The 22,040-nt window shown below is 28.9% G+C and carries 17 protein-coding genes and 1 other RNA gene; 3 read left to right on the plus strand and 15 right to left on the minus strand.

What is annotated here, in order from left to right; all coding sequences use genetic code 11:
- Positions 1–256: 256 nt before the first annotated feature.
- From ACX6CF_RS03745 to rnpB, 6 genes are all read right to left on the minus strand, one after another.
- Entirely contained in the window at positions 257–1,375 is a 1,119-nt protein-coding gene (locus ACX6CF_RS03745; protein WP_458783962.1) for a GerAB/ArcD/ProY family transporter, read from the minus strand.
- On the minus strand, positions 1,362–2,537 hold the full coding sequence (locus tag ACX6CF_RS03750) for a Ger(x)C family spore germination protein (RefSeq protein ID WP_458783963.1): 1,176 nt from the start codon (positions 2,535–2,537) through the stop codon (positions 1,362–1,364). The genes ACX6CF_RS03745 and ACX6CF_RS03750 overlap by 14 nt, the downstream gene beginning before the upstream one ends.
- The gene (locus ACX6CF_RS03755; RefSeq protein WP_458783964.1) at positions 2,527–3,624 is read right to left on the minus strand and encodes a GerAB/ArcD/ProY family transporter; all 1,098 of its coding nucleotides are present in this window, start codon (positions 3,622–3,624) and stop codon (positions 2,527–2,529) included. Before ACX6CF_RS03755 ends, ACX6CF_RS03750 begins: the two co-directional genes overlap by 11 nt.
- 23 nt (positions 3,625–3,647) lie before the next feature.
- Positions 3,648–5,207 (minus strand): spore germination protein, encoded by a 1,560-nt coding sequence (locus ACX6CF_RS03760; RefSeq protein WP_458783965.1) that lies wholly within the window; start codon positions 5,205–5,207, stop codon positions 3,648–3,650.
- 171 nt (positions 5,208–5,378) lie between these two features.
- Positions 5,379–6,872, minus strand: a complete 1,494-nt coding sequence (locus tag ACX6CF_RS03765; RefSeq protein ID WP_458783966.1) for a polysaccharide deacetylase family protein — start codon at positions 6,870–6,872, stop codon at positions 5,379–5,381.
- Positions 6,873–7,011: 139 nt separating this feature from the next.
- An RNA gene (gene rnpB, locus ACX6CF_RS03770) (RNase P RNA component class A) lies at positions 7,012–7,365 on the minus strand.
- A gap of 359 nt (positions 7,366–7,724) precedes the next feature.
- On the opposite strand from rnpB, the gene ACX6CF_RS03775 reads away from it, so the two are divergent.
- The 3 genes from ACX6CF_RS03775 to ACX6CF_RS03785 are packed head-to-tail and all read left to right on the plus strand — an operon-like array spanning position 7,725 to position 10,362.
- Positions 7,725–8,216 (plus strand): huntingtin-interacting protein K, encoded by a 492-nt coding sequence (locus ACX6CF_RS03775; RefSeq protein ID WP_458783967.1) that lies wholly within the window; start codon positions 7,725–7,727, stop codon positions 8,214–8,216.
- A 12-nt stretch (positions 8,217–8,228) separates the two neighbouring features.
- On the plus strand, positions 8,229–8,915 hold the full coding sequence (locus ACX6CF_RS03780; RefSeq protein WP_458783968.1) for a response regulator transcription factor: 687 nt from the start codon (positions 8,229–8,231) through the stop codon (positions 8,913–8,915).
- Positions 8,905–10,362 carry a sensor histidine kinase gene (locus ACX6CF_RS03785; RefSeq protein ID WP_458783969.1) on the plus strand — a complete coding sequence of 486 codons (1,458 nt, stop codon included), beginning with the start codon at positions 8,905–8,907 and terminating at the stop codon, positions 10,360–10,362. Before ACX6CF_RS03780 ends, ACX6CF_RS03785 begins: the two co-directional genes overlap by 11 nt.
- 58 nt (positions 10,363–10,420) lie before the next feature.
- On the opposite strand, the gene ACX6CF_RS03790 is transcribed toward ACX6CF_RS03785, so the two are convergent.
- The 9 genes from ACX6CF_RS03790 to ACX6CF_RS03830 form a co-directional block, all read right to left on the minus strand.
- The gene (locus tag ACX6CF_RS03790) at positions 10,421–12,085 is read right to left on the minus strand and encodes a uridine kinase family protein (RefSeq protein WP_458783970.1); all 1,665 of its coding nucleotides are present in this window, start codon (positions 12,083–12,085) and stop codon (positions 10,421–10,423) included.
- Positions 12,086–12,132: 47 nt separating this feature from the next.
- Positions 12,133–12,933 carry a Nif3-like dinuclear metal center hexameric protein gene (locus tag ACX6CF_RS03795; protein ID WP_458783971.1) on the minus strand — a complete coding sequence of 267 codons (801 nt, stop codon included), beginning with the start codon at positions 12,931–12,933 and terminating at the stop codon, positions 12,133–12,135.
- Positions 12,924–13,613, minus strand: a complete 690-nt coding sequence (locus ACX6CF_RS03800) for a tRNA (adenine(22)-N(1))-methyltransferase (protein ID WP_458783972.1) — start codon at positions 13,611–13,613, stop codon at positions 12,924–12,926. Before ACX6CF_RS03800 ends, ACX6CF_RS03795 begins: the two co-directional genes overlap by 10 nt.
- Before the next feature lie 75 nt (positions 13,614–13,688).
- A complete protein-coding gene (rpoD, locus tag ACX6CF_RS03805; RefSeq protein ID WP_458783973.1) occupies positions 13,689–14,765 on the minus strand; it encodes an RNA polymerase sigma factor RpoD in 1,077 nt (358 codons plus the stop codon).
- Positions 14,766–14,800: 35 nt separating this feature from the next.
- Positions 14,801–16,573 carry a DNA primase gene (gene dnaG, locus ACX6CF_RS03810; RefSeq protein ID WP_458783974.1) on the minus strand — a complete coding sequence of 591 codons (1,773 nt, stop codon included), beginning with the start codon at positions 16,571–16,573 and terminating at the stop codon, positions 14,801–14,803.
- Between the two features lie 245 nt (positions 16,574–16,818).
- On the minus strand, positions 16,819–17,865 hold the full coding sequence (locus ACX6CF_RS03815; protein ID WP_458783975.1) for a deoxyguanosinetriphosphate triphosphohydrolase: 1,047 nt from the start codon (positions 17,863–17,865) through the stop codon (positions 16,819–16,821).
- A 197-nt stretch (positions 17,866–18,062) separates the two neighbouring features.
- Positions 18,063–20,042 (minus strand): ferrous iron transport protein B, encoded by a 1,980-nt coding sequence (feoB, locus tag ACX6CF_RS03820; protein WP_458783976.1) that lies wholly within the window; start codon positions 20,040–20,042, stop codon positions 18,063–18,065.
- Positions 20,043–20,162: 120 nt separating this feature from the next.
- Positions 20,163–20,426, minus strand: coding sequence for a FeoA family protein (locus ACX6CF_RS03825; protein WP_458783977.1), 264 nt, complete (start codon positions 20,424–20,426; stop codon positions 20,163–20,165).
- A gap of 90 nt (positions 20,427–20,516) precedes the next feature.
- Positions 20,517–21,944: a DUF445 family protein gene (locus ACX6CF_RS03830; RefSeq protein WP_458783978.1), complete on the minus strand. Its 1,428-nt coding sequence runs from the start codon at positions 21,942–21,944 to the stop codon at positions 20,517–20,519.
- Between the last annotated feature and the right edge of the window lie 96 nt (positions 21,945–22,040).

Here is a 22,040-nt window from a genome sequence, read left to right on the forward strand (position 1 = left end):
AACTATTAATTTAAACACATACTATATTATATTAATCTACTAACAGTTTTAAGATAATATGACCATATAAACTAATTATATTAAGAATTAAATTCATTTTACTTTGGCATAGTGATGTAACAATGTATTATAACTATGCAATTGAAAATCATTTACAATTTTTCCCTTATGAAATAATAATGATATTACTAGTATAATACAATTTTAAATATTTTCCAAGTAATTATTATAGAATTTTGAATATTATTTATATATTTCAATACTTTCTAACTTTTTTTAATAACATTTTTTTTAATTTAGTTAATAAAAATAGTAAAACAGGAATAACACCTTGCATTATAATAAATGGTAATATAGCAATATATGTTATTTCATATTTCAACATAGTAAGATTATCCCATAGTACATATGATAAGATTACCAATAATACACCAATTGGAAATGCTAGAAATTTAAATTTTTTGATTTCTAACCATTGCCCTATAGCTAGAGTTGCACAATAATGAAATACTGCTATCTTTATAAATACTCCAGCAATCCACATAAACATTATTATAGAATCTAATCTCTCAATAAATCCTACACTAATGTATCTAGCTAATGACAAATAAGGATATGTTAAATATTCTGTATTTCTTCCAAACGTAGCAACAATACTTGCATTAATCAAAGCTCCTAATAAACCAATTATTATTATAGCAATCATAGATAATTTTCTCACCTTATCAGGCTTATTAATATACGGCATGAACATTGCAATAACAAAAACTTCTGTAAACCATAATAGATTTCTATATCCCCCTAATATTATGGGCTCAATGCCATTTTCAAACACAGGTAACATATTAGTGAAATCCATATCTTTTATTGAATATAATATTATAGCCAAAATCGATATCATAAAAACAGGAAATATCATCTGATTTACCCTTATAATCACTTCCAGTCCTTTGTAAACTCCATAAATTGAAGGTAAAATAATACCGATGATAAAAAATAATATAGGTGTTTCAATCATGAATGCACCAGCTAATAACTCTGCAAATTCTCTTAAAATAAAAGTATTAATATATATAAAATGGCAACAATAAAGAAATCCTAAAATTTTGCTAGGAATCTTACCTATAATATCTCCACTATATTGAATTATCGTTCTATCTTTGTACATGGTTCCTAATTCTGTAATCACATATACAACTAATAAACCAAGTATTGTAGTTATCAGTACTGAAATCCAACCATCTTGTTTAGCTTCTTTATAAGTTATGGTAGGTAAATATAATATTGCTGTAGGTGCAATAGTCGTAATTATAATTCCAATTACACATCTATATGATATTTTTCCATCTTCAAGCATTACACTACATTCCTTCACTTTTTCTACTCTTTGAAATAAGTCCTGTCCTTTTTATTTCCATATCTACATTAATTTCAACAGGTATTGATACAAAAACATCTTCCCAATATTCTTCTATAACCTTCCATAACTTAGGGTTCTTTTTATAAACTGCTTCTCCAAATTCAAAAATATCCACATTAAATTCTTTACCTTTTTTTATACATTCTTCCATTTTATTCTTAATTACTGATTCTGTGTGTTTTTCAATCTCATTAATTCCTTCACCTTTAGTTATATCCACATATTCATTTGATTGCGCTATTTTTCCTTGGGCTGACACATTCAATACCATTTTTTCTAAAACATTATTCACGATTACTGGTTCTGCTCTTGTTCTAGACCGTAGAACTTCTATAATAACAGGATCATATTTTTCATCTGGATAATTAAATTCAGTCATACACCCATTAATTTCATCTAATACCCATAGTAATCCTCTAGTTTCAGTCTCGTTGAACCATCCTACAAGTTTGTCCTCTTTAAATATACCTGTATCATTTAATTCTAGATTACTTGTATTTTCAGTAGTTTGAATGGTATTAATACCTGGAATAAATGAACTATTATTCTTTTCTGAACTCATCAGAAAGTAATTACGCAAATCAACTTTTACACTTTTCCCAACATCATGAGAATTTTTCAGCATATCTTTAATGTTATAGGCTTGAATAACCTCTAAATCAATTGTTTCAGCCATAAGAATATCCTTTGCATTACCTTTTGCCACTAATATTAAAGTTCTTTGTCTAATTTCATTATCTCTTTCCAATACATCAAGAATTGAGGATATTCCTTTTTTTGCAAATTCCTCACCAATTACAATAACGCTTATATGTGACCAATATCCCCTTCTACCTGTCTGAAGAAGAAAATTTCTGTTAGCATCAATAAGTGAATTACCTATTACTTCTACATTTTGAGTAGGTCTTTCAGCTCCTCTTTTTCCAGACTGAGATTCTATCTTCATTTCTCTATGAAGTATAACTTGCATAGTTAATAATAATTTATTATCATCAAGATTATCAACACCTATACCAGATAAAATGGTAATATCATCTAATTCTCTTTTACTCCAACAGCCAGATAATAATGATACTTGTAATATGATACATAAGATTAAAATCATTTTATTTCTCATTATGAATGAATCTCCTCTTTATCTTTTCTATAACAATCAAAACAGTGGGAATACCAGCTTGAACCATGGTATTAAAAGGAATATTTATTAATTTAATACTTTCTTTTAATTCTGTTAGACTTCCCCATAAAGTATTAGATAATATAATGAGCATTGCACCTACAGGAATAGAAAGAATACGATAATCTTTAACATTAAATAATTGACTTATAGCAATGACAGCACAATAATGCAGAACTGCTATTTTTATAAATACTCCACCTATCCATAAAAACATAATAATAGAATCTAATCTCTCAATAAATTCTACGGCACTTATATATCTAGCAAATGATAAAAATGGATAGTTCATTAATTCAACTTCTTCTCCAAAAGTTATCACGATACTAATATTAACTAAAACTATCAGTAAACTTACTATTACTATAGCTATATACGTCATCTTACCAGCTTTCTTTGGTATATTAATAAAAGGCATAATAATTGTTAAAATAATCGTTTGACTGAACCAGCTTATTTGCCTAGAAGCACCTTTTAATATAGGCTTGTATCCCTCAGCTAATATTGGTTGTAGTCTACTAAAATCCATATCATTTATCCCTAACAATATAATTATTAATACTGCTCCTATAAATATCGGAAAAATGATTTGTGCCGTTCTTCCTATTACTTCTATGCCTTTATAGACTCCGAATATCGATGGTAACATTATACCTATAGTAAAAAATAATAAGGGTGTCTCTGGCATAAATGGACCAGCCAATACCTCAGAGAATTCTCTAATGACTGTTGCATTAAGATGAATGTATAAAATACAATACAAAAAACTTATTACTTTACCAGCATATTTACCAACTATAGCTTCACTATATTGAATGATTGTTTTACCTTCAAACATTTTATTAAGATTAATAATAATATAAGCAATAAAAACAGCATATACGGTTACTAATAAAATACTAATCCAACCATCTTGCTTGGCTTCTTTATAAGTTAAAGTAGGTAGATATAAAATAGCTGTAGGCGAAATGGTCATAACAATTATACTAATCAGTTGCTTATATGAAATTTTCCCTCGCTCAATCATTATATGCCCCTTAATAATATTATTTACTTACTTTTATTTATAAATCTATCGCTTGATGATTTGTTGGTATTCTTAGTGATTGCTTGAGGTCTTGAGTTCATCATCCATAATGGTACACGGATTAAAGTATCTTTCATGTCTTTGTTATTTCTAGGTCCCATAGGAGACATATATGGAGCACCAAAGGATCTTATACTAACCAGATGCAATAATAAGAAAATGGTACCTATCAACATCCCAAATAAACCTCCTGCCGCACCTAGAATCATAAAAGCAAACCTAAGTATCGTAATTGAATCATTAAGGGAATATATAACAAATGTAGCAATACCTGTTAGTGCTGTAATCATAACTGCAGGATTGCTCACGAACCCTGCTCCTACTGCTGCTTCACCTAAAACAAGTGCACCAACTATGCTCAAAGCTTGCCCTATATGCTTTGGCATTCGTACTCCTGCTTCCTTCAATACCTCAAACAATATTGACATAAGCAATATTTCTATAAATGCGGGAAAAGGAACTCCTTCTTTAGATGCTGCCATTGTAATAAAAAGATGCGTAGGAAGCATTTCCTGATTATAGGTCTGAGCTGATATATAAAAACCAGGTAAAAATATTACAATAATAATGGAAAGTACTCTTATTATTCTAGTAAATGTTGCATACCAAGGTCTTGTATAGTAATCTTCACTCGTCTGTATATTTTCAATAAACATAAATGGTATTGTTAATGCGATAGGAGAACCATCAACCAATATCACTATCCTCCCTTCTAATAATTTACCCGCAGCCTGATCTGGTTTTTCAGTATTACCAATGGTTGGGAATAAACTAAAAGGTTCATCTTCAATTAATTGTTCTATATAACCCGAATCTAATATTCCATCAATATCTATTTCATTAATTCTCTTTTTTACCTGATCAACTATTTTATCATCTGCAATACCTTTAATATAGGCTATAACTATGTCAGTCTTAGTATATTGTCCACAATTGACTTTATCAAATATTAATAATGGTGTTTTGATCCTTCTTCTTATGAGTGCTGTATTTGTCAATAAAGTCTCCGAAAATCCTTCTCGTGGTCCCCTAACAACAGAACCAATTATAGGTTGACTGACTCCTCTATCTTTCCAATCTCTAGTATCCAGTCTAAATCCAGTATTATATCCTTCAATCAACATAACTGATTCGCCTGATAGAATAGCATCAAAAGCAGTATTCATACAGTCTATTGTCTTAATATCTACCATAGTGATAATGCTCTTTTTTATATATTCCAAAAAGTTATCTTTTAATTTTATATCTATGTGCATTACTCTTTTAAGCAAGTCGTAATCTAAAAGACTTTGATTGACTAACCCATTAATTGATATAACTACAGCTGGAATACATATTTTACTACCTACATTGATTTCACGATAAATAATATCATGACTGTTTCCAAATTGATTTTTAATATACTTTAAATTACTTTGTAGATCAGTCGAAATTTTCCTGTTAGTGTTGTTAATATTTTTAGCTTTATCCTTACTGATATTTTTTGCACTTTTATCTATTAATTTTCTTATATATTTATTCATGATTTTCATCCTTACCATTTTATATATCTATTATTTGGAAAACCATAATAAATATTCCAAAAATTAAACATATCATAAAAAATTAGGTATCTTACAGCTGACTGTATTGTTAAAAAGGGGCAAAATAAAAACCCTGAGTCAATAACTCAAGGTTTATCTTAATAATATATCTTATTCAAATTTAGGTCTGTTTTTATCATATACATAATCTATATCAAATAAATCTTCTAATTGTTTCGGTCCATAATGCATCTTATAACCATCTAGATTACATCTATCCATAAATATGTAATCATCGTTGTATCTAAGAGTAGCTCCTCTTCCACCTACACACCAAAATACCTCAAACCCATATTTTTGTAGTTCTTTAAAACGTTCATCATCTTTTTTGACAGATGCTCCATATGGATAAATAAATAGATTAGTCTTACCTATAATTGGTATAACTTCATCATTCCATTGTTTTGTATCTTTTTTAACTCTAGTGATACCTTTATCTTGAAAATTAATATGTCCATAACTATGTGAACCTAATCTCCAACCAGTTTCTTTTAATTTATCTGCAATAGCTTTAGTAGTTTTAAAATCTTTTTCAAAAGTTGGTGAATCGAATAAATCAATCCTGTAACCCATTATACCTTCATATCCAGTAAATGCTATAACTCCTTTTGCACCTCTGTAAGAAAAATCAGGATGTTCTTCAACAAAAACATCTGTTATAGGAACACAATCGTTATCCCTAGCTATCAATTCTCCACCATCTGGTCTTTTAGTCAAAGTTGCAACATTACCATTTTTATCTAGGACTAGTCTATCAGCAAATCCGTCTTTTTCCATATATTTATAATAATTCAAATCGTCTAATGATAAAATAATAGGTTTTTTACCTTTTGGTAAGTATAAATCCTTTTTCTTCATAACAGGTTTATCATTAACGTATTCTGTTTCATATAACATGTTAATATCAATCAAAATGTAGTCTCTTTCATACATTTGTTCCAACATCTTTTTATATTCTGAAACTGTAGTCATCCAATAATTATAACCTTTTTGCATAAAATCTCCATCAAATGCTAATTCAGTATATACAATTAGTGAGTGGAAAAATATATTCCTTATTTCTCCTTCATACAGTACAAGTTCCGCTTTTTTTGTATTATATTCAGCTAATTTCTCTTTAACTATAGTAGAATCATTAGTGTAAGAATTAATTTCTTCAAGTTTAGCAATGGCTTCATCATAAAAATACCCTAATGCTAATTTTTCTGCTTCATCCATATATGCACTGAGAATTTCTTTCTTTTTTTCTACTGCCTTATTATAATTTTCTTCATCTTCGTTAATTACACTACTTAAGAATTTGTAACTATCCAACCATTGTTTTAGTTGAAATTTTTCTTCACCTAGAGCATAGTTATTCTTAGAATCATTAATACTCTCCATTTTGCTTGAGAGCTGGGTAATAGAAGCTGTCAACTTGTTATCACCAATATCTTGGTAGAACTCATTACATTCTTTATAAGATAACTCACCCTTACTAAATTCTTCAACTAGAAACTTATACTCATCGTCATAATTTTTAACTTCTTCTTTGTTATTTTTACAAGACACACTAATGCCTACAATAAAAATAATCAAACTTACTACAAAAATCCTTTTGTTCATATACTTCCCTCCTAGATAAGGATTAAAATCCTTATGAAAATAAAGCTTGACAACACTAAATACACCTTATTAATTCATTATTGCTTATTAAAATTCATTATAAAAGACTTACTTGATTAAATCAATAAGCCTTAATAATTGTATGAGCAAGCCGATGAGCCGAGTTCTGTCATGAATGGTCATCTATCTCGACTTACTGTCACCAGTAAGCTCTAGCAACCTACCCAAGAGCGTGACGGGTTACCACTATATGCTCTTCTATGCGGTTTTGCTCCAGATGGGGTTTACATATGCCCCTTTTGTTGCCAAAAGGGCGGTAAGCTCTTACCTTACCTTTCCATCCTTACCAAGTAAAACTTGGCGGTTTATTTCTGTTGCACTATCCTTGGAGTCGCCTCCACCAGACGTTATCTGGCATCCTACCCTATGGAGCTCGGACTTTCCTCACATACAGCCTTTCGGCATTAGTATGCGCGACCATTTAGCTTACTCACTCAGTAAATTATTATATCCTTATATATTTTATTTGTCAAATGCCATTTTTTATAAATATGCACTATACCATAAATGGTTAATTCTTTTGTAATATGTTGTTAATAATTAGTTTACAGGGATTTTATAGAAAAATAAACGTTAAACGGGTTTCATTTTCTCTTTAATTGATTTATAATATGTATATCATTTTAATTCCAATTAAAATTAATTAAATTTTAATTACATATTAAACTAATAATAATAATAATTTTTTATAATATTATTAAAATGAAATGTCATGTAGTTCTAAGGAAATCGATTCTATTCCATATGCTTAACAGTAGAACTTTCCTAATAATATAACAAAGGAGGTATAGCATGGTTATTAAAGATAATGATATTGAATATATTCTAAGACAGTTGAATATAAGCTATGCTGATGCTGAAAAAGCTCTTATAAAATCTAAGGGTGATTTAAACAAAGCATTGAAGTATTTAAATAAAAAAAAGAATTCTGTTTGGCGTAGAGCGTCTAGTAAGATAAAAGATATTCTCGTTGATATATTTAAATATAAATTAATTATCACTAGAAGAAATGAAACATTAATTAATTTACCTATTTTATTAATAATATTTCTTTTATTCTTTTTACGCATGAGATATATTTATCTAACTTTTATTGACCTTCTATTTTTATTATTAATTATTATTTTAACAGATTGTAAAGTTGTGATACAAAAGAAAAATGAATATTCACAAGCTGATAACGTAATCAAACCAACTAATACTCCTAAAAAAACTGATGATATAATTTCAACATTAGAAGTAACTGAAGATGATGATTATAATGAAGTCAATATAGAAAATTAAGAGGTGGTATAAATGACTAATAAGATTTTAATAGTAGAAGATGAAGCTAAGATAGCTAGATTTTTAGAGCTTGAATTGAAATACGAAGGTTATGAGGTTGATATAGCATGTAATGGTAGAGAAGGTCTTGAAAAAGGTTTGAAATCAGACGTAGATTTAATTATACTTGATTTAATGTTACCAATATTGAGCGGAATAGAAGTTTGCAGAAGAATAAGACAAACCTCTAATGTACCAATCATTATGCTTACAGCAAAAGATGATGTATCAGATAAAGTAATGGGACTTGATATGGGTGCAGATGATTATATAACAAAACCTTTTGCCATTGAAGAGCTTTTAGCTAGAATGCGTGTTGCTCTAAAAAGGAAAACAATCAAAAAAATGTCAGATGATTCCTTATTGGTATTTAAGACTTTAACCCTTAATAAACAACAACGTCAGGTTAAAGTCAATGATGATGAAGTTATTCTGACTAAGAAAGAATTTGAATTACTTGTTTATTTATTGGAAAACAGAAATATAGTTCTTAGCAGAGAAAATATTCTAGAAAAAGTCTGGGGTTTTGAATACTATGGTGATACAAATATAATTGACGTATATATACGATATCTTAGAGGTAAAATCGACCAAAAATATAGTATGGACATGATTCATACGGTAAGAGGGGTAGGATATTTAATAAAAGATGATGAATAAATTTCTAGTTTTATTGAAAAAAATTGTGATTAATATTTTAATTCTACCTTATACTATACTGAAATTTATTAATTATATATTTAATAATAATATAAGAAAAGTTAAATTCTCTATTAAAAGAAAAATTACTTTTAATTATATAATGTTATATTTAATTAGTTGCATTTTCACATTATTAATCGTTATTAGTGGATATTTATATTTAGAATATAAAATCTTTATACCTAAGAAAATATCTATTGATGAAGGATTATTAAGAGAATGTACTACTGATCTGGAAATAAAAGATACTATAAAGACTATTGCCGTCTATAGGGATTCAGATATTATTGTTACAGGACTTAATGACACTATAGTCTATGCAAGCGATGATAATATATTTGATATACCTTATCCTGAAACAAAATTAAATTTCTTTGAATTCATAAAACAAAATGAAAAACTACCGTATAAAGATATAATCTCTATCAATGGTAAATTTCATAAAATATTTTATTATTTTAATATATATTCATTTTCTAAGAAAGTAAACATTCTAGCCCTTCTTGTAAGCTCAGGTCAGCTATTTGGCTTATTCATAATTTGGTTATTTGGTTCCCTAAAAAGTAAAAAGGTCTTAAAACCAATATATACCATGACAACAATGGCAAAGGATATCACTATATATAACATGGACGCCCGATTGAATATTGGTGAAGCCAAATACGAATTAAAAGATTTAGCCTATACATTAAACAAAATGCTTGATAGCCTCAAAACAGATTATACTAAACAAAAAAGATTTGTTTCCGATGTATCTCATGAACTAAGAACCCCGATTTCAATTATTGATGGTTATGCTAGCATGTTACAAAGATGGGGTAAAAAAGATGAAGAAGTTCTTAATGAATCCATTGAAGCTATTAAAAACGAAGCAGAAAACATGAAAGATTTAGTTGAAAATTTACTGTTTCTTGCTAGACATGATAATCAAACATTAATATATAACAAAGAAAATTTCTATATTGACGAGTTGTTGAATGAAGTCATAAGAGAAACAGGAATAATTGACAAAAAACATATAATTGAACATATGATAGCACCAAACGTATTAATTTGTGGTGATAGAAATAGATTGAAACAAGCCATCAGAATATTTGTTGACAATGCCATCAAATATACTCCACCATCAGGAAAAATAATTTTAAAATCTTATAAAACTGATTCAGATATAGGTATTAGCATAAAAGATACAGGTATAGGAATAAATCGAGATGATTTGGGTAATATATTTAACCGTTTTTATCGTTCTGATAAATCAAGAACCAGACAAACAGGTGGACATGGTCTAGGACTATCTATTGCAAAAATTATTATTTTAGGACACAAGGGTAAAATCAAAGTAAGAAGTAAGCTAGGAATTGGGACCGAAATAATTATTACCATTCCAACATCCATTCCTAAATAAATATATTTAGGGGGATTGTCTCTATTACTTACCAGTAAAAGAGACAATCCCCTTAGTTCTATCTAAAACAACTTCCACCTACAAATTCTCTGATCAAGGAATTTCTAGGAATCTTTTCACTACTTACACCTAAGAAATAATCTAAGAACTTGATTAGTCTTTTTGCTTCTATATATTCTGGTTTATCTTTTGATATACTAAACAATAATGGCTCTGCATACTGTTTCAGCACCGCAAGCTCATAAACTAATGCTGAGTTAAACATGACATCAGCTTTCTCTTGATAAGGGAAGATATATAATTCTTCGCCTTTCCTAACTGATGGCCACATTGCTATGGTTTTTTCAGCGTTAGCACCTCTATAAGTATTATCTCTAATAATCCTTCTAAGTAATCTTGCATCAGTGGTCGGTATTCTGTTGTGATTATCAACATTCAGTTGAGTAAGAGCACTAATATAGATTTTGAACATATTATCTTTTGGAATTCCTACTGATAATTTATCGTTGAGGCAATGAATACCTTCAACTACCAATAAATCATTCTTCTCCAACTGTAGAACTCTACCATTATACTCTCTTTTTCCAACTCTAAAATTAAATTCTGGCATTTCAACAGGTTCACCATTTAATAACTTCATCATATCTGTATTAAACTGTTTTACGTCTAATGCTTCTAAACATTCAAAATCATAATTACCATTTTTATCTCTAGGTGTATCCTCTCTGTTCACAAAATAATTATCTACTGATATAGGATGAGGCTTTAATCCATTTGCTTTTAATTGAATAGATAATCTATGAGCAAATGTTGTTTTACCTGATGATGATGGTCCCGCAATGAATATTATTTTCTTTTTCTCTATATCTTTCATAATAGTATCAGCAATAGCTGCTATCTTTTTCTCTTGTAATGCTTCTGCTATTAAAATAAGTTCGTTAATCTTACCTTCTGATATTTTATTATTAAGCGCTCCTACTGTTTCTACATCCATTATTTCTCCCCAGTCAGAGGACTCTTTTAATGTCTTAAACAATTTTTGTTGATTATTGAATGGTGCAATATCAGTAGGCTTATTTCTACTTTGGAATTGTAGTATAAAACCATCCTCATATTTTAGCAAATCATAATTGTTAAGGTAACCTGTACTAGGAACCATATATCCGTAAAAATAATCTTCAAAATCCTCTATTTTATATAAATTAACATTTGATACTCGTCTATAGTTGAATAATCTTACTTTATCATCCATAAAATTTTCATCAAATATTTTTATTGCCTTATTAAGACTCACTGTTCTTTTCAAGAACGGAACATCTTTTTTAACCAATTCATCCATTCTATTCTTAACTTCAATCAAAAATTCTTCTGTTACTTCATAACCTTTTAATTCACAATAGAATCCTCGACTTAGGGAATGATGTATTATTACTTTTGTAGAAGGACCTCTTCCTAATATATCATAAATTGATTTTATCATTAAAAATGATACGCTTCTAAGATATGTCCTGTAACCATCTCTACTTGTTAAATCTAAAAATTCTAAAGAACAATCTTCATTTACATGACTACGTAATTCCTTTAATTTATTATTTATCAATGCTAGTACAATAGGTGCTTTGAAGTCTTTTTGATATTTTTTGCTAATCTCTAGTAAAGAAACACCTTTTTCTACATGTCTTTTTCTATCATCTGGTAATATTATTTCTACTAAGTTTCTCAAGTTAGTACCCCCATTCGTAAATTTAATTTATTGCCTCATATAAGTTCTTATTTAATAATAAAAGGATCTTTATTTATTTTACTAGTAATGATTTCTAGGTGATCTCCAAAACATTGTCGTATATACTGTGTAAACATAGGTAATACAATATTTTCAGTACCAAAATGCCCTGCATCTATTAAAGCCATCCCTTTTTCTTTGTATTCTACTGCATCATGATATTTGATATCACCAGTGATATAAACATCCGCACCATTTTTATATGCAGTATCAGCAAATTCCATGGAACTTCCTGGACTTACAGCTACTTTTTTTATTTTTTTATCCAAGCTACCTATAACTCTCACACTCTTTATATTAAGCATTTCTTTCACATAATAGCTTAATTCTTCTAATGTCATTTCCTCTAGATAACCGATTCTCCCTGTACCACATAGATCAAGAACATCAAAGTTATTGTTAGATTCTAGTATATCGCTATCATTCAGTTGTAGTTTGTCAGCTAATAAAACGGATAATCCCTCACTAGCAGAATCAAGATTAGTATGAGCAGAATACACGCAAATATCATTCTTGATCAACTTAATAAGCTTTCTACCAATAACGGTAGAAGTATTTACATGTTTTACACCTTTAAAAATAATTGGATGATGAGTTATTATCATATCTACTTTATTATTGATTGCTTCATCAACAACATCTTTTGTTGCATCTAAAGATATCAATACTTTATCTATTGCCTGATTACTATCACCAACTAAAAGGCCTACATTATCCCAGCTCTCAGCTAATTTGGGTGGAGCTAATTCTTCTAATTTGTTAATTATTTCTTCACATTTTACAGACATTCCAACACCTCTTCTAAAATGTTTATTTCTCTTATTATCTCTTGTTTTCTATTTAATGCATTTTCTGTATTTTGCTTATTAAGAATTTCTAATACTTGTGTATATTTATTTTTCTCTACCTGCAGTTTTAATTTCAGTAATGGTGCTTTCTCTTCTATTAATATTTTACCATATTTATAGCCCATAGTATCATATTTTTTTTCTTTTCCTTTTACTGCAGATATTATATTATAATATTTTCCTTCTTCTTTAATTAATTTTTCCCCTATTATCGAGAAATTTAATTCATGTATTTTTTTTCTAACAACCTCTACATCTGAATGTGGTGACAATATTAATTTATGAACACTACCTACGATATTAGAACCATCATCTAAAATTCTTTCAATTAGTGTACCACCCATTCCAGCAATTATAATAGTATCAACTTCATTTTCCTTCATTTCTCTTAAGCCATCAGATAATCTAGTCTCTACATAATCTCCTACATCATAATTTTCAATGTTCTTTTTAGCTTTTTCCAGTGGTCCTTTATTTATATCCAAAGCTATGGCATATTTAATTCTATGTAGTTTTGCTAAATAAATTGGTATATATCCATGGTCTGTGCCTACATCCCCTATCACTGAATCATTATCCACCATATCACTAATAGCTTTTAATCTCTTCGATATTTCCATATTGCCTCCTTACAGATATTATTAAAAATCACCACTTAAAGTACATTAGTTCTGTACATTATGTGGTGAATGAAATTACTCTAGATAATCTTTTAATTTTCTGCTTCTACTTGGGTGTCTTAATTTCCTTAATGCTTTTGCTTCAATCTGCCTTATTCTTTCTCTAGTAACGTTGAATACTTTCCCAACTTCTTCAAGAGTTCTTGCTCTTCCATCATCAAGTCCAAATCTAAGTCTAAGTACTCTCTGTTCTCTATCCGTTAGTGTATCAAGCACATCTACCAACTGCTCCTTTAATAGCGTAAATGCAGCAGCATCGGCTGGTATAGGAACATTTTCATCTTGGATGAAGTCACCAAGATGGCTATCTTCTTCTTCTCCAATAGGTGTTTCTAGAGATACCGGTTCTTGGGATATTTTTAGTATCTCCCTTACCTTATCTACAGGCATATCTAATTCTTCAGCAATTTCCTCAGGAGCAGGTTCTCTCCCTAATTCCTGTAACAATTGTCTTGAAACTCTTATCAACTTATTAATAGTCTCAACCATATGCACAGGAATCCTTATTGTTCTAGCTTGATCAGCTATAGCTCTTGTTATAGCTTGTCTAATCCACCAAGTTGCATAAGTACTGAATTTATAACCTTTTCTATAATCAAATTTCTCAACAGCTTTAATAAGTCCAAGATTACCTTCTTGAATAAGATCAAGGAATAACATACCACGACCAACATAACGTTTAGCAATACTTACAACCAACCTTAAATTTGCCTCAGCTAATTTTTTCTTAGCTTCTTGGTCACCAGCTTCCATCTTCATGGCCAAGTCTACTTCTTCTTCTGCTGATAATAATGGTACTTTACCAATTTCTTTTAGATACATTCTTACAGGGTCATCAATATTAAGTCCTTCTGGTAAAGATAAATCCAATTCTTTAACTGGTTCTTGATCTTCTTCAATTAATCCTAATACATCGATACCCGCTTTTTCTAAAATATCATATACTATCTCAATTTTATCAGCATCATTCACTAATTCTCCAAAATGAGCTTCTATCTCTTTATATTCAAGAACATTCTTCTTTTTTTTGGCCAAATCAATTAAGGCTTTCATTTTTTCCTCAAACTTACTTAAATTTCCTTCATTCGCCATAACGCAGGATCCATCCTTTCCTTGTGTTTACTAGTCTAACCATCCTTAAGAGAAATATGCAATCCTTGTAATTCTCTTTTTGCTAAAATAAGTTTTTGTAATTCATTTGTGTTACTAATAACACGAGAATTAGCATCAATATTTGCAGCTTTTATTAGTTTGACATTTTCATTTATTATTTTTTCTAACTGGAGTTTATTTTCAAATAATATACTCTTATTAAAAATTCCAGCTAGTTTTTTTTGTTCCTCTAATTCCATAAACTTATTTATTATAACTGCACATTCTATTTTTTTGCTATTTTCATAGGCTTCGTAAACTTCCTTGGCAACCTTTTCATAAAATTCGTTAAGAAATTCTGTTACTTTTAAATATTTTTTAACTATCTTATAAATATCATAATTATTAGCAACTAATGTTAATATACTCTTTTGTGCCAATATTATACCATCTTCCGAATTCTTGTTTTGTTGTCTATTTATTTTTTTTATTTCTTGTCTAGAAGATACAATCCCCGTATTCTTACCAGTTTCTATAACTAATTTTTCTAATAATTGTTTTTTGGTGTTATATTTTTTGGCTATTGCTTCTAGGTAATTATCTCTTTCTATATCACTTTTTAATTCTAGAAGTTTCAAGGCAACCTGTTTATGAAATTTCGTTCGGTTATCAGGATCTTCTAAATTGTAATTATTTCCCATTTCTTCAATTTCAAACATGAAACCTGATGTAGCATTATCGATTAGCTCTATAAATGCTTCACTTCCTTTGTTTTTAATGAATTCATCAGGGTCTTTATAGTCTTTGACTCTCAGTACCCTTACTGACAATCCCTTTGACTTTAGTATTGGAATAGCTCTAAGAGCAGCTTTTAATCCAGCTGTATCACTATCATATGATATTACAACATTATCTGTATATCTCTTAATCAATGCAGCTTGTTCAATAGTAAACGCTGTCCCTAATGAAGCAACTACATTAGTTATACCCGCTTGATATAATGAAATAACATCCATATAACCTTCAACTATAATAATGTTTTCTTTTCTGGATGAACGAGCTAAATTAAGACCATATAGATTACGTCTCTTATCAAATAACTTTGTTTCTGGAGAATTAAGATATTTTGGATTGAAATCACCTAATACACGACCTCCAAACCCTATAATTCTATTATGTACATCGAATATAGGAAACATGACACGATTCCAAAAACGGTCAAAATACTCTCCTTGAGATTTTTTCTCTGGAATAACCAACCCTGATTCAAATAGTACTTTATCATCATATTTTTTACTTAGATATCTATATAAATCATTTCTAAATATATTAGAATAACCTAATCCAAATTTTTTGAGTGTTTCTTCATTAATACCTCTTTTATAAAGATATTCTAAAGCAGATTTACCTTTATCAGATTTCAACTGATAATAAAAATATCTAGCAGCAACTTTATTGATTTCTACTAGTTGATGTTTAAAATCCATCCGTCGTCTAACTTCATCAGAAACTTCTACTGTTGGAAGAGTAATATGGACTCTATCTGCTAAGTATTTAACAGCTTCCACAAATGAAAAATTCTCGTATTCCATAACAAATGTATATACATTCCCTCCTGCACCACAACCAAAGCAATAATACATCTGTTTATCACTACTCACTGAAAACGAGGGAGTCTTCTCATTATGGAATGGACATAATCCAAAATAGGTATTTCCCTTTTTATTCAATTGTACATATGATGATATGACATCTACAATATCATTTTGTATTCTTATTTCTTCAATTAATTCTTCTGGATAATACATATAGAATTAAACTCCATTTCCTTAATTGTAATATCTTATCAATATTGTATTGTTATATTGTTATTTTGCACACCCTATTATTTTTCGACATACTTTTTAAGATTCCTTTAATAATTTTAATTTTTGTTAAATATGTTTAATTATTGATATGTTTTTACAAAATCATTGTCAAACTACACAAACAATTCGTGGTTATGATTAATATCTAATTAAGATGAAATATTTATTATATTATAATAAGTGTTCTACATTTCTTTCCATGAAGCAGGTATAAATAATTTTGAAAAGATATTTATAGAATATCTATCCGTCATTCCAGCTATATAATCACAAACAACTCTTTCTATATGTTCACCATTTTTATCAATCATATCTTGGTACTCCATAGGTAACAATTCCTTGTTGATTATAAAATATTCATATAACTGTTTTAACATATTATGAGCTTTTAGTTCATGTTCTTTTGCTTTTGATCCTACATATACATTTTCAAACATGAATTTTCGTAAACTGTTCATTGATTTTTCCATATCTTCACTCATGATAATGTCATTTTTATGTATACTGTTCTTTACAATATCATGTATCATATTGTTGATTCTTGCTCTAGATGTCGCTCCTAAAATATCCGTATATTCTAATGGCAGATCCTCTTCACATAGAATCCTGGCTCTTATTGCATCATCGATATCATGATTTATATAGGCTATTTTATCCGCTAATCTCACTACTTTACCTTCTAGCGTACTTGGCTTACCTGATGTTGGATGATTAACTATTCCATCCCTTACTTCCCATGTCAGATTCAGCCCTTTACCTTTTCGTTCTAATTTCTCAACAACCCTGATACTCTGTTCATTATGTTTGAAACCATATATACAGACTTTGTTAAGTGCAAATTCTCCAGCATGTCCAAAAGGCGTATGACCCAGGTCATGCCCCAATGCTATTGCCTCAGTTAAATCTTCATTAAGTCTAAGTGCTCTTGCTATAGTTCTTGAGATCTGTGCTACTTCCAACGTATGCGTTAATCTCGTTCTATAATGATCTCCTTCAGGAGATATAAAAACTTGAGTCTTATGTTTTAATCTTCTAAATGCTTTTGAATGTATAATTCTATCTCTATCTCTTTGAAATTCCGTTCGTATATCACATGGTTCTTCTTTTTCTTCTCTTCCTCGCGAATTTCTACTTTTCATTGCATATTTATCTAAAATAGTATCTTCCAATTTTTCTTGTTCAACTCTTAAACAATCTATATAAAACACCTCTTTCTTTAGTATAACGTACATTAATATTAATTATTAAAAAAACTATTATAATTATTATATACTGCATTTTTTATTAAAATCCTCTTATTTATGTGTTTTTTCTTTTTGGTACAATTTTATAGTATATATAGCAAATTAGGCTGTCTCATAATCTTTTTATGTCAATATCCTAAAATATAGTCATAAAAATACATTATGAGACAACCCAGTTCAATAAGTTAAATAAACAAACTTCCTATTTGATATACAATCATCGCTACTATCCATGCTACAACTAATTGATATACAAATGAAAATATTGTCCATTTCCAACTATTTGTTTCTTTTTTAATTACCCCTAGTGTAGCAATACATGGTGTATATAATAGTGAGAAAACCATAAAGGAATATGCACTAAGCTTAGTAAAACCTGCAGATATCAACTTAGTTGACAACTCTAACATATTACCATCTGAAACCATGTCTCCTATACCATAAATAACAGTCATTGTACTTACAACAATTTCTTTCCCCATTATACCAGCAATTAATGATAAAGCAGCTTGCCAATTACCAAATCCTAAAGGTTTAAATACTGGAGCTATAACTTGTCCAATTGACGCTCCCATACTTGTTGTAATATCTGTTTTACCTGACAAATTAAATTCTAATAAAACCCATATTACTATAGAAGCAACAAAAATTATTGTACCGGCCTTAACAATATATCCTTTTACCTTTTCCCATACGAATATAAGAATAGTACCAGGTGAAGGTTTTTTATATGCTGGTAACTCTAATATTAATGGAGCAGTTTCTCCTTTTGAAAGAGTTTTCTTAAATATTATAGCAATCAAGACAGCTACTATAACACCAAGAAAATATAATGAAAATGCAATTAATATTTCATTTCCCGGGAAAAATATATTTGAAAATAATATATAAATAGGTAACTTAGCACTACAAGACATAAATGGTGTTATTAGTATTGTAGTTAATCTATCTCTTTCATCTTCAAGAGTTCTGGCTGTCATTATCGCAGGAACTGAACATCCAAACCCAAGAATCATTGGTATAAATGCTTTTCCGCTAAGTCCTAATTTTCTCATGAATTTATCCATTATAAGCGCAACTCTTGACATATACCCACTATCTTCTAATATGGATATCGCTAAAAACAAACATGCAATATTAGGAAGGAAAATCAGTATTCCCCCTACTCCTCCTATAATACCATCAACTATTAGTGATATTAACCACTCAGCTGCACCAATGGATGTCAATAAATCAGCAATACCATTACTAAGAACTTGAAAACCTACATTAAGTAAACTAGCTAAAAAATTTCCCACTTTGAATGTAAAAGCAAAAACAAGCAACATCATAGAAACAAATATAGGAAGCCCTGCCCATTTATTAGTAACGATTTTATCAACTTTATCTGAGTATGTTTCATCTTCTTCATAAGTATTAGTTAAAATATTATTAATGAAATTCGTAATATAATCATATTTCCTTTTTGCAATCTCTTCTTCATAATCATTTTCACTTTTTATATTTAACTTACTACATATTTCGCTATCATTCTCAATGACTTTTAGGGCATACCACCTTAACGTATTATTATCAGCATCTTGTACTTGAAGTTCATTTTGTAACTTATCTATTTGTTGTTCAATTTGATTACCATAATTCAATTTAATTGGTACATAATCTTTTTTATTATTAGTTACATGTATAACCTGCTGTAATAAATCATCCAAACCTACCTTTTTAGTAGCTACAACTTCCACAACTGGTACATTCAATTGTTTAGCTAGTTTAGAAATATCAATTATAAATCCCCTGTTCTTAGCAACATCCATCATATTAAGTGCAATGATAACCGGCTTACCAAGTTCTATTAATTGAAGGGTCAAATATAGATTTCTTTCTAAATTAGATGCATCAACAATATTAATAACTACATCAGGATCATTCTCTAATATATATTCTCTTGTAAGGATTTCTTCCATGGAATAAGGGGAAACGCTATATATTCCAGGTAAATCGACAAGTGTTATTTTATTATCATCATATGTTATTGTTCCTTCTTTTTTTTCTACAGTAACTCCAGGCCAATTTCCAACTTTGTGTTTAGCTCCTGTAAATGCGTTAAATAATGTAGTTTTTCCACAATTAGGATTTCCTACAAAAGCAACTCTTATATTACCATTCATTGACATATCCCTTTCTGTAAACATACAAAAAGACACTTATAAAAGCATCTTTGTAGACTATCAAGTTATTTTTAGCTTCAACATAAATATGGTAAGCTTTGCTTCATGATTCAATTATTTTTAACAGGCATTACCAACAGCTTTAACATCATAAATTTCATTTTCAGTTGGTATAACAATTATCTTTTCTGCTACTGTTTTACCAATTACAACTCTTGAACCTCTGATATTAAGAATAAATGAGCCACCTGTATTATTAGATATAACTTTTATTCTGGTTCCTTTTGTTAATCCCATGTCTTGAAGACGTTTTTTCATTCTTTGCTCTTGTACAATATCATTTACAACGAATATCTGTTTATTAGAAGCTTTATCTAATGTCATATAATCAACTCCATTCAGTGATAATGATTATCACTTGTATTAATTATATCTTAGATATACCCAAAAGTCAATATGATATCATCAAAAAAACTACAATAGAACCGCCAAAAAAGAAATTATAAATCCCAATAATCCACCTAATAAAGTAATAGCATTCAGCTCTTTTTTAGCAATAGATAATATGATATCTTCAAGCATCTTAATATCAAATAAATTAAGTTGTCTCTCTATGATTGCACTTAATTTCACATCCTTAATCAACTTAGTCATATGATTATTAACAAATGCGCTATATTTATTAAGAATAAAAGTGTCTATTTCTTTTTTATCATCTTTACTGACGTTGATATTGCTTGTCATCATTTTATTAAAAAAAGCATCAATTATACTTTTAATAGCTTCTATTGTTTTATTATTTACAAGTATTTCTTCATAACTATTATTAACCAACTCCATGATTTTAGATTCAAAATTATCGCCAACCAAATTATCAACTAGAGTATATAGATTATCATCTTTGACTCCAATAACATTCGTAAAATCAAGTCTAGACAGGGTTTTTGGTATATAATTTGCTAACCAAGCTATTAAATCTTGTCTTGAGTCATCAGGTAAAATCTCCCCAATAGGTTTATTAGTTATTTCATCTATTTTTAGGTTTACAAATGAATATATTTCATCTTTTACTTCTGGTTCCCCAAGTTTTTCTTTCAATTTTTCAACTATTGTATTATAAATACTCTCTCCATTAACAAACATGGCTCCTAAAGCTCCAACTTTTTCTTTTATAGTTGCATCAATTAAGCCAACAACTCTTTCTTTCAACTTCTCGTTTTCGAAGATTTTCGTGTCTTCTGCAAAAACATCAATATAATTATTTACTAATTTTTTTATATTATTAATTAGTTCATCATCAATTATATCATTAATAGTTGAATCTTCTCGAATTATACCCGATAAGAAATCAGATAATATTTCCCTGGTTTTTTGATTATCTATTACATCTTGATATTTGTGATTTAATTCTTCTTCGCTTATTATATCAGTTATTTTAATTTTTTTTAGACCTATACTTATTTTCTCACTTATTGCTTTCTGTAATTTTTCCTTTGTACTTTCTTCTTGTAAAAGATCAAATACCCTTCTAACTAAAATATCCTCCAATTTACTAAATACTGGTTTATTATCATTAGTTAATAGTATTTGTTCTAGATTAATATTTCCCTCATTATTATATAGATTATCATTTATTACTTCTAAAATATGCTCCTTTGTTGAATCTTCAAGTAGTTCATTTATTATTATTTTATCTGTCAATAAATAGTCTTGAATTACTTCACCAATAGATTTAGCTACTCTTTCTCTCTCTTTCGGTATTAATCCAGGTGTAAACGGTAATCTAATACCCATAATCCTTTTTTCAGTGTAAGGTCTAAATAACATTTTAATTGCAATCCAATTAGTAGAATATCCTATTCCAGCACCAATTATTGGAGCAATTACTATTTTCATATCCATAGAATAACACACCTTTATATTTATTATAATTATACACTATACCATAGTATAACAAAAAACCGTCAGTTCAACTGACGGCTTTTTTAAGGAACTAAA

It is taken from the genome of Vallitalea sediminicola, assembly GCF_054408565.1.

Coding starts and splice junctions, on each gene's coding strand:
- ACX6CF_RS03750 (WP_458783963.1), bottom strand. CDS start 2,537: ATGAGAAATAAAATGATTTTAATCTTATGTATCATATTACAAGTATCA.
- ACX6CF_RS03755 (WP_458783964.1), bottom strand. CDS start 3,624: ATGATTGAGCGAGGGAAAATTTCATATAAGCAACTGATTAGTATAATT.
- ACX6CF_RS03760 (WP_458783965.1), bottom strand. CDS start 5,207: ATGAATAAATATATAAGAAAATTAATAGATAAAAGTGCAAAAAATATC.
- ACX6CF_RS03765 (WP_458783966.1), bottom strand. CDS start 6,872: ATGAACAAAAGGATTTTTGTAGTAAGTTTGATTATTTTTATTGTAGGC.
- ACX6CF_RS03775 (WP_458783967.1), top strand. CDS start 7,725: ATGGTTATTAAAGATAATGATATTGAATATATTCTAAGACAGTTGAAT.
- ACX6CF_RS03780 (WP_458783968.1), top strand. CDS start 8,229: ATGACTAATAAGATTTTAATAGTAGAAGATGAAGCTAAGATAGCTAGA.
- ACX6CF_RS03785 (WP_458783969.1), top strand. CDS start 8,905: ATGATGAATAAATTTCTAGTTTTATTGAAAAAAATTGTGATTAATATT.
- ACX6CF_RS03795 (WP_458783971.1), bottom strand. CDS start 12,933: ATGTCTGTAAAATGTGAAGAAATAATTAACAAATTAGAAGAATTAGCT.
- ACX6CF_RS03800 (WP_458783972.1), bottom strand. CDS start 13,613: ATGGAAATATCGAAGAGATTAAAAGCTATTAGTGATATGGTGGATAAT.
- rpoD (WP_458783973.1), bottom strand. CDS start 14,765: ATGGCGAATGAAGGAAATTTAAGTAAGTTTGAGGAAAAAATGAAAGCC.
- dnaG (WP_458783974.1), bottom strand. CDS start 16,573: ATGTATTATCCAGAAGAATTAATTGAAGAAATAAGAATACAAAATGAT.
- ACX6CF_RS03815 (WP_458783975.1), bottom strand. CDS start 17,865: ATGTACGTTATACTAAAGAAAGAGGTGTTTTATATAGATTGTTTAAGA.
- feoB (WP_458783976.1), bottom strand. CDS start 20,042: ATGAATGGTAATATAAGAGTTGCTTTTGTAGGAAATCCTAATTGTGGA.
- ACX6CF_RS03825 (WP_458783977.1), bottom strand. CDS start 20,426: ATGACATTAGATAAAGCTTCTAATAAACAGATATTCGTTGTAAATGAT.
- ACX6CF_RS03830 (WP_458783978.1), bottom strand. CDS start 21,944: ATGGATATGAAAATAGTAATTGCTCCAATAATTGGTGCTGGAATAGGA.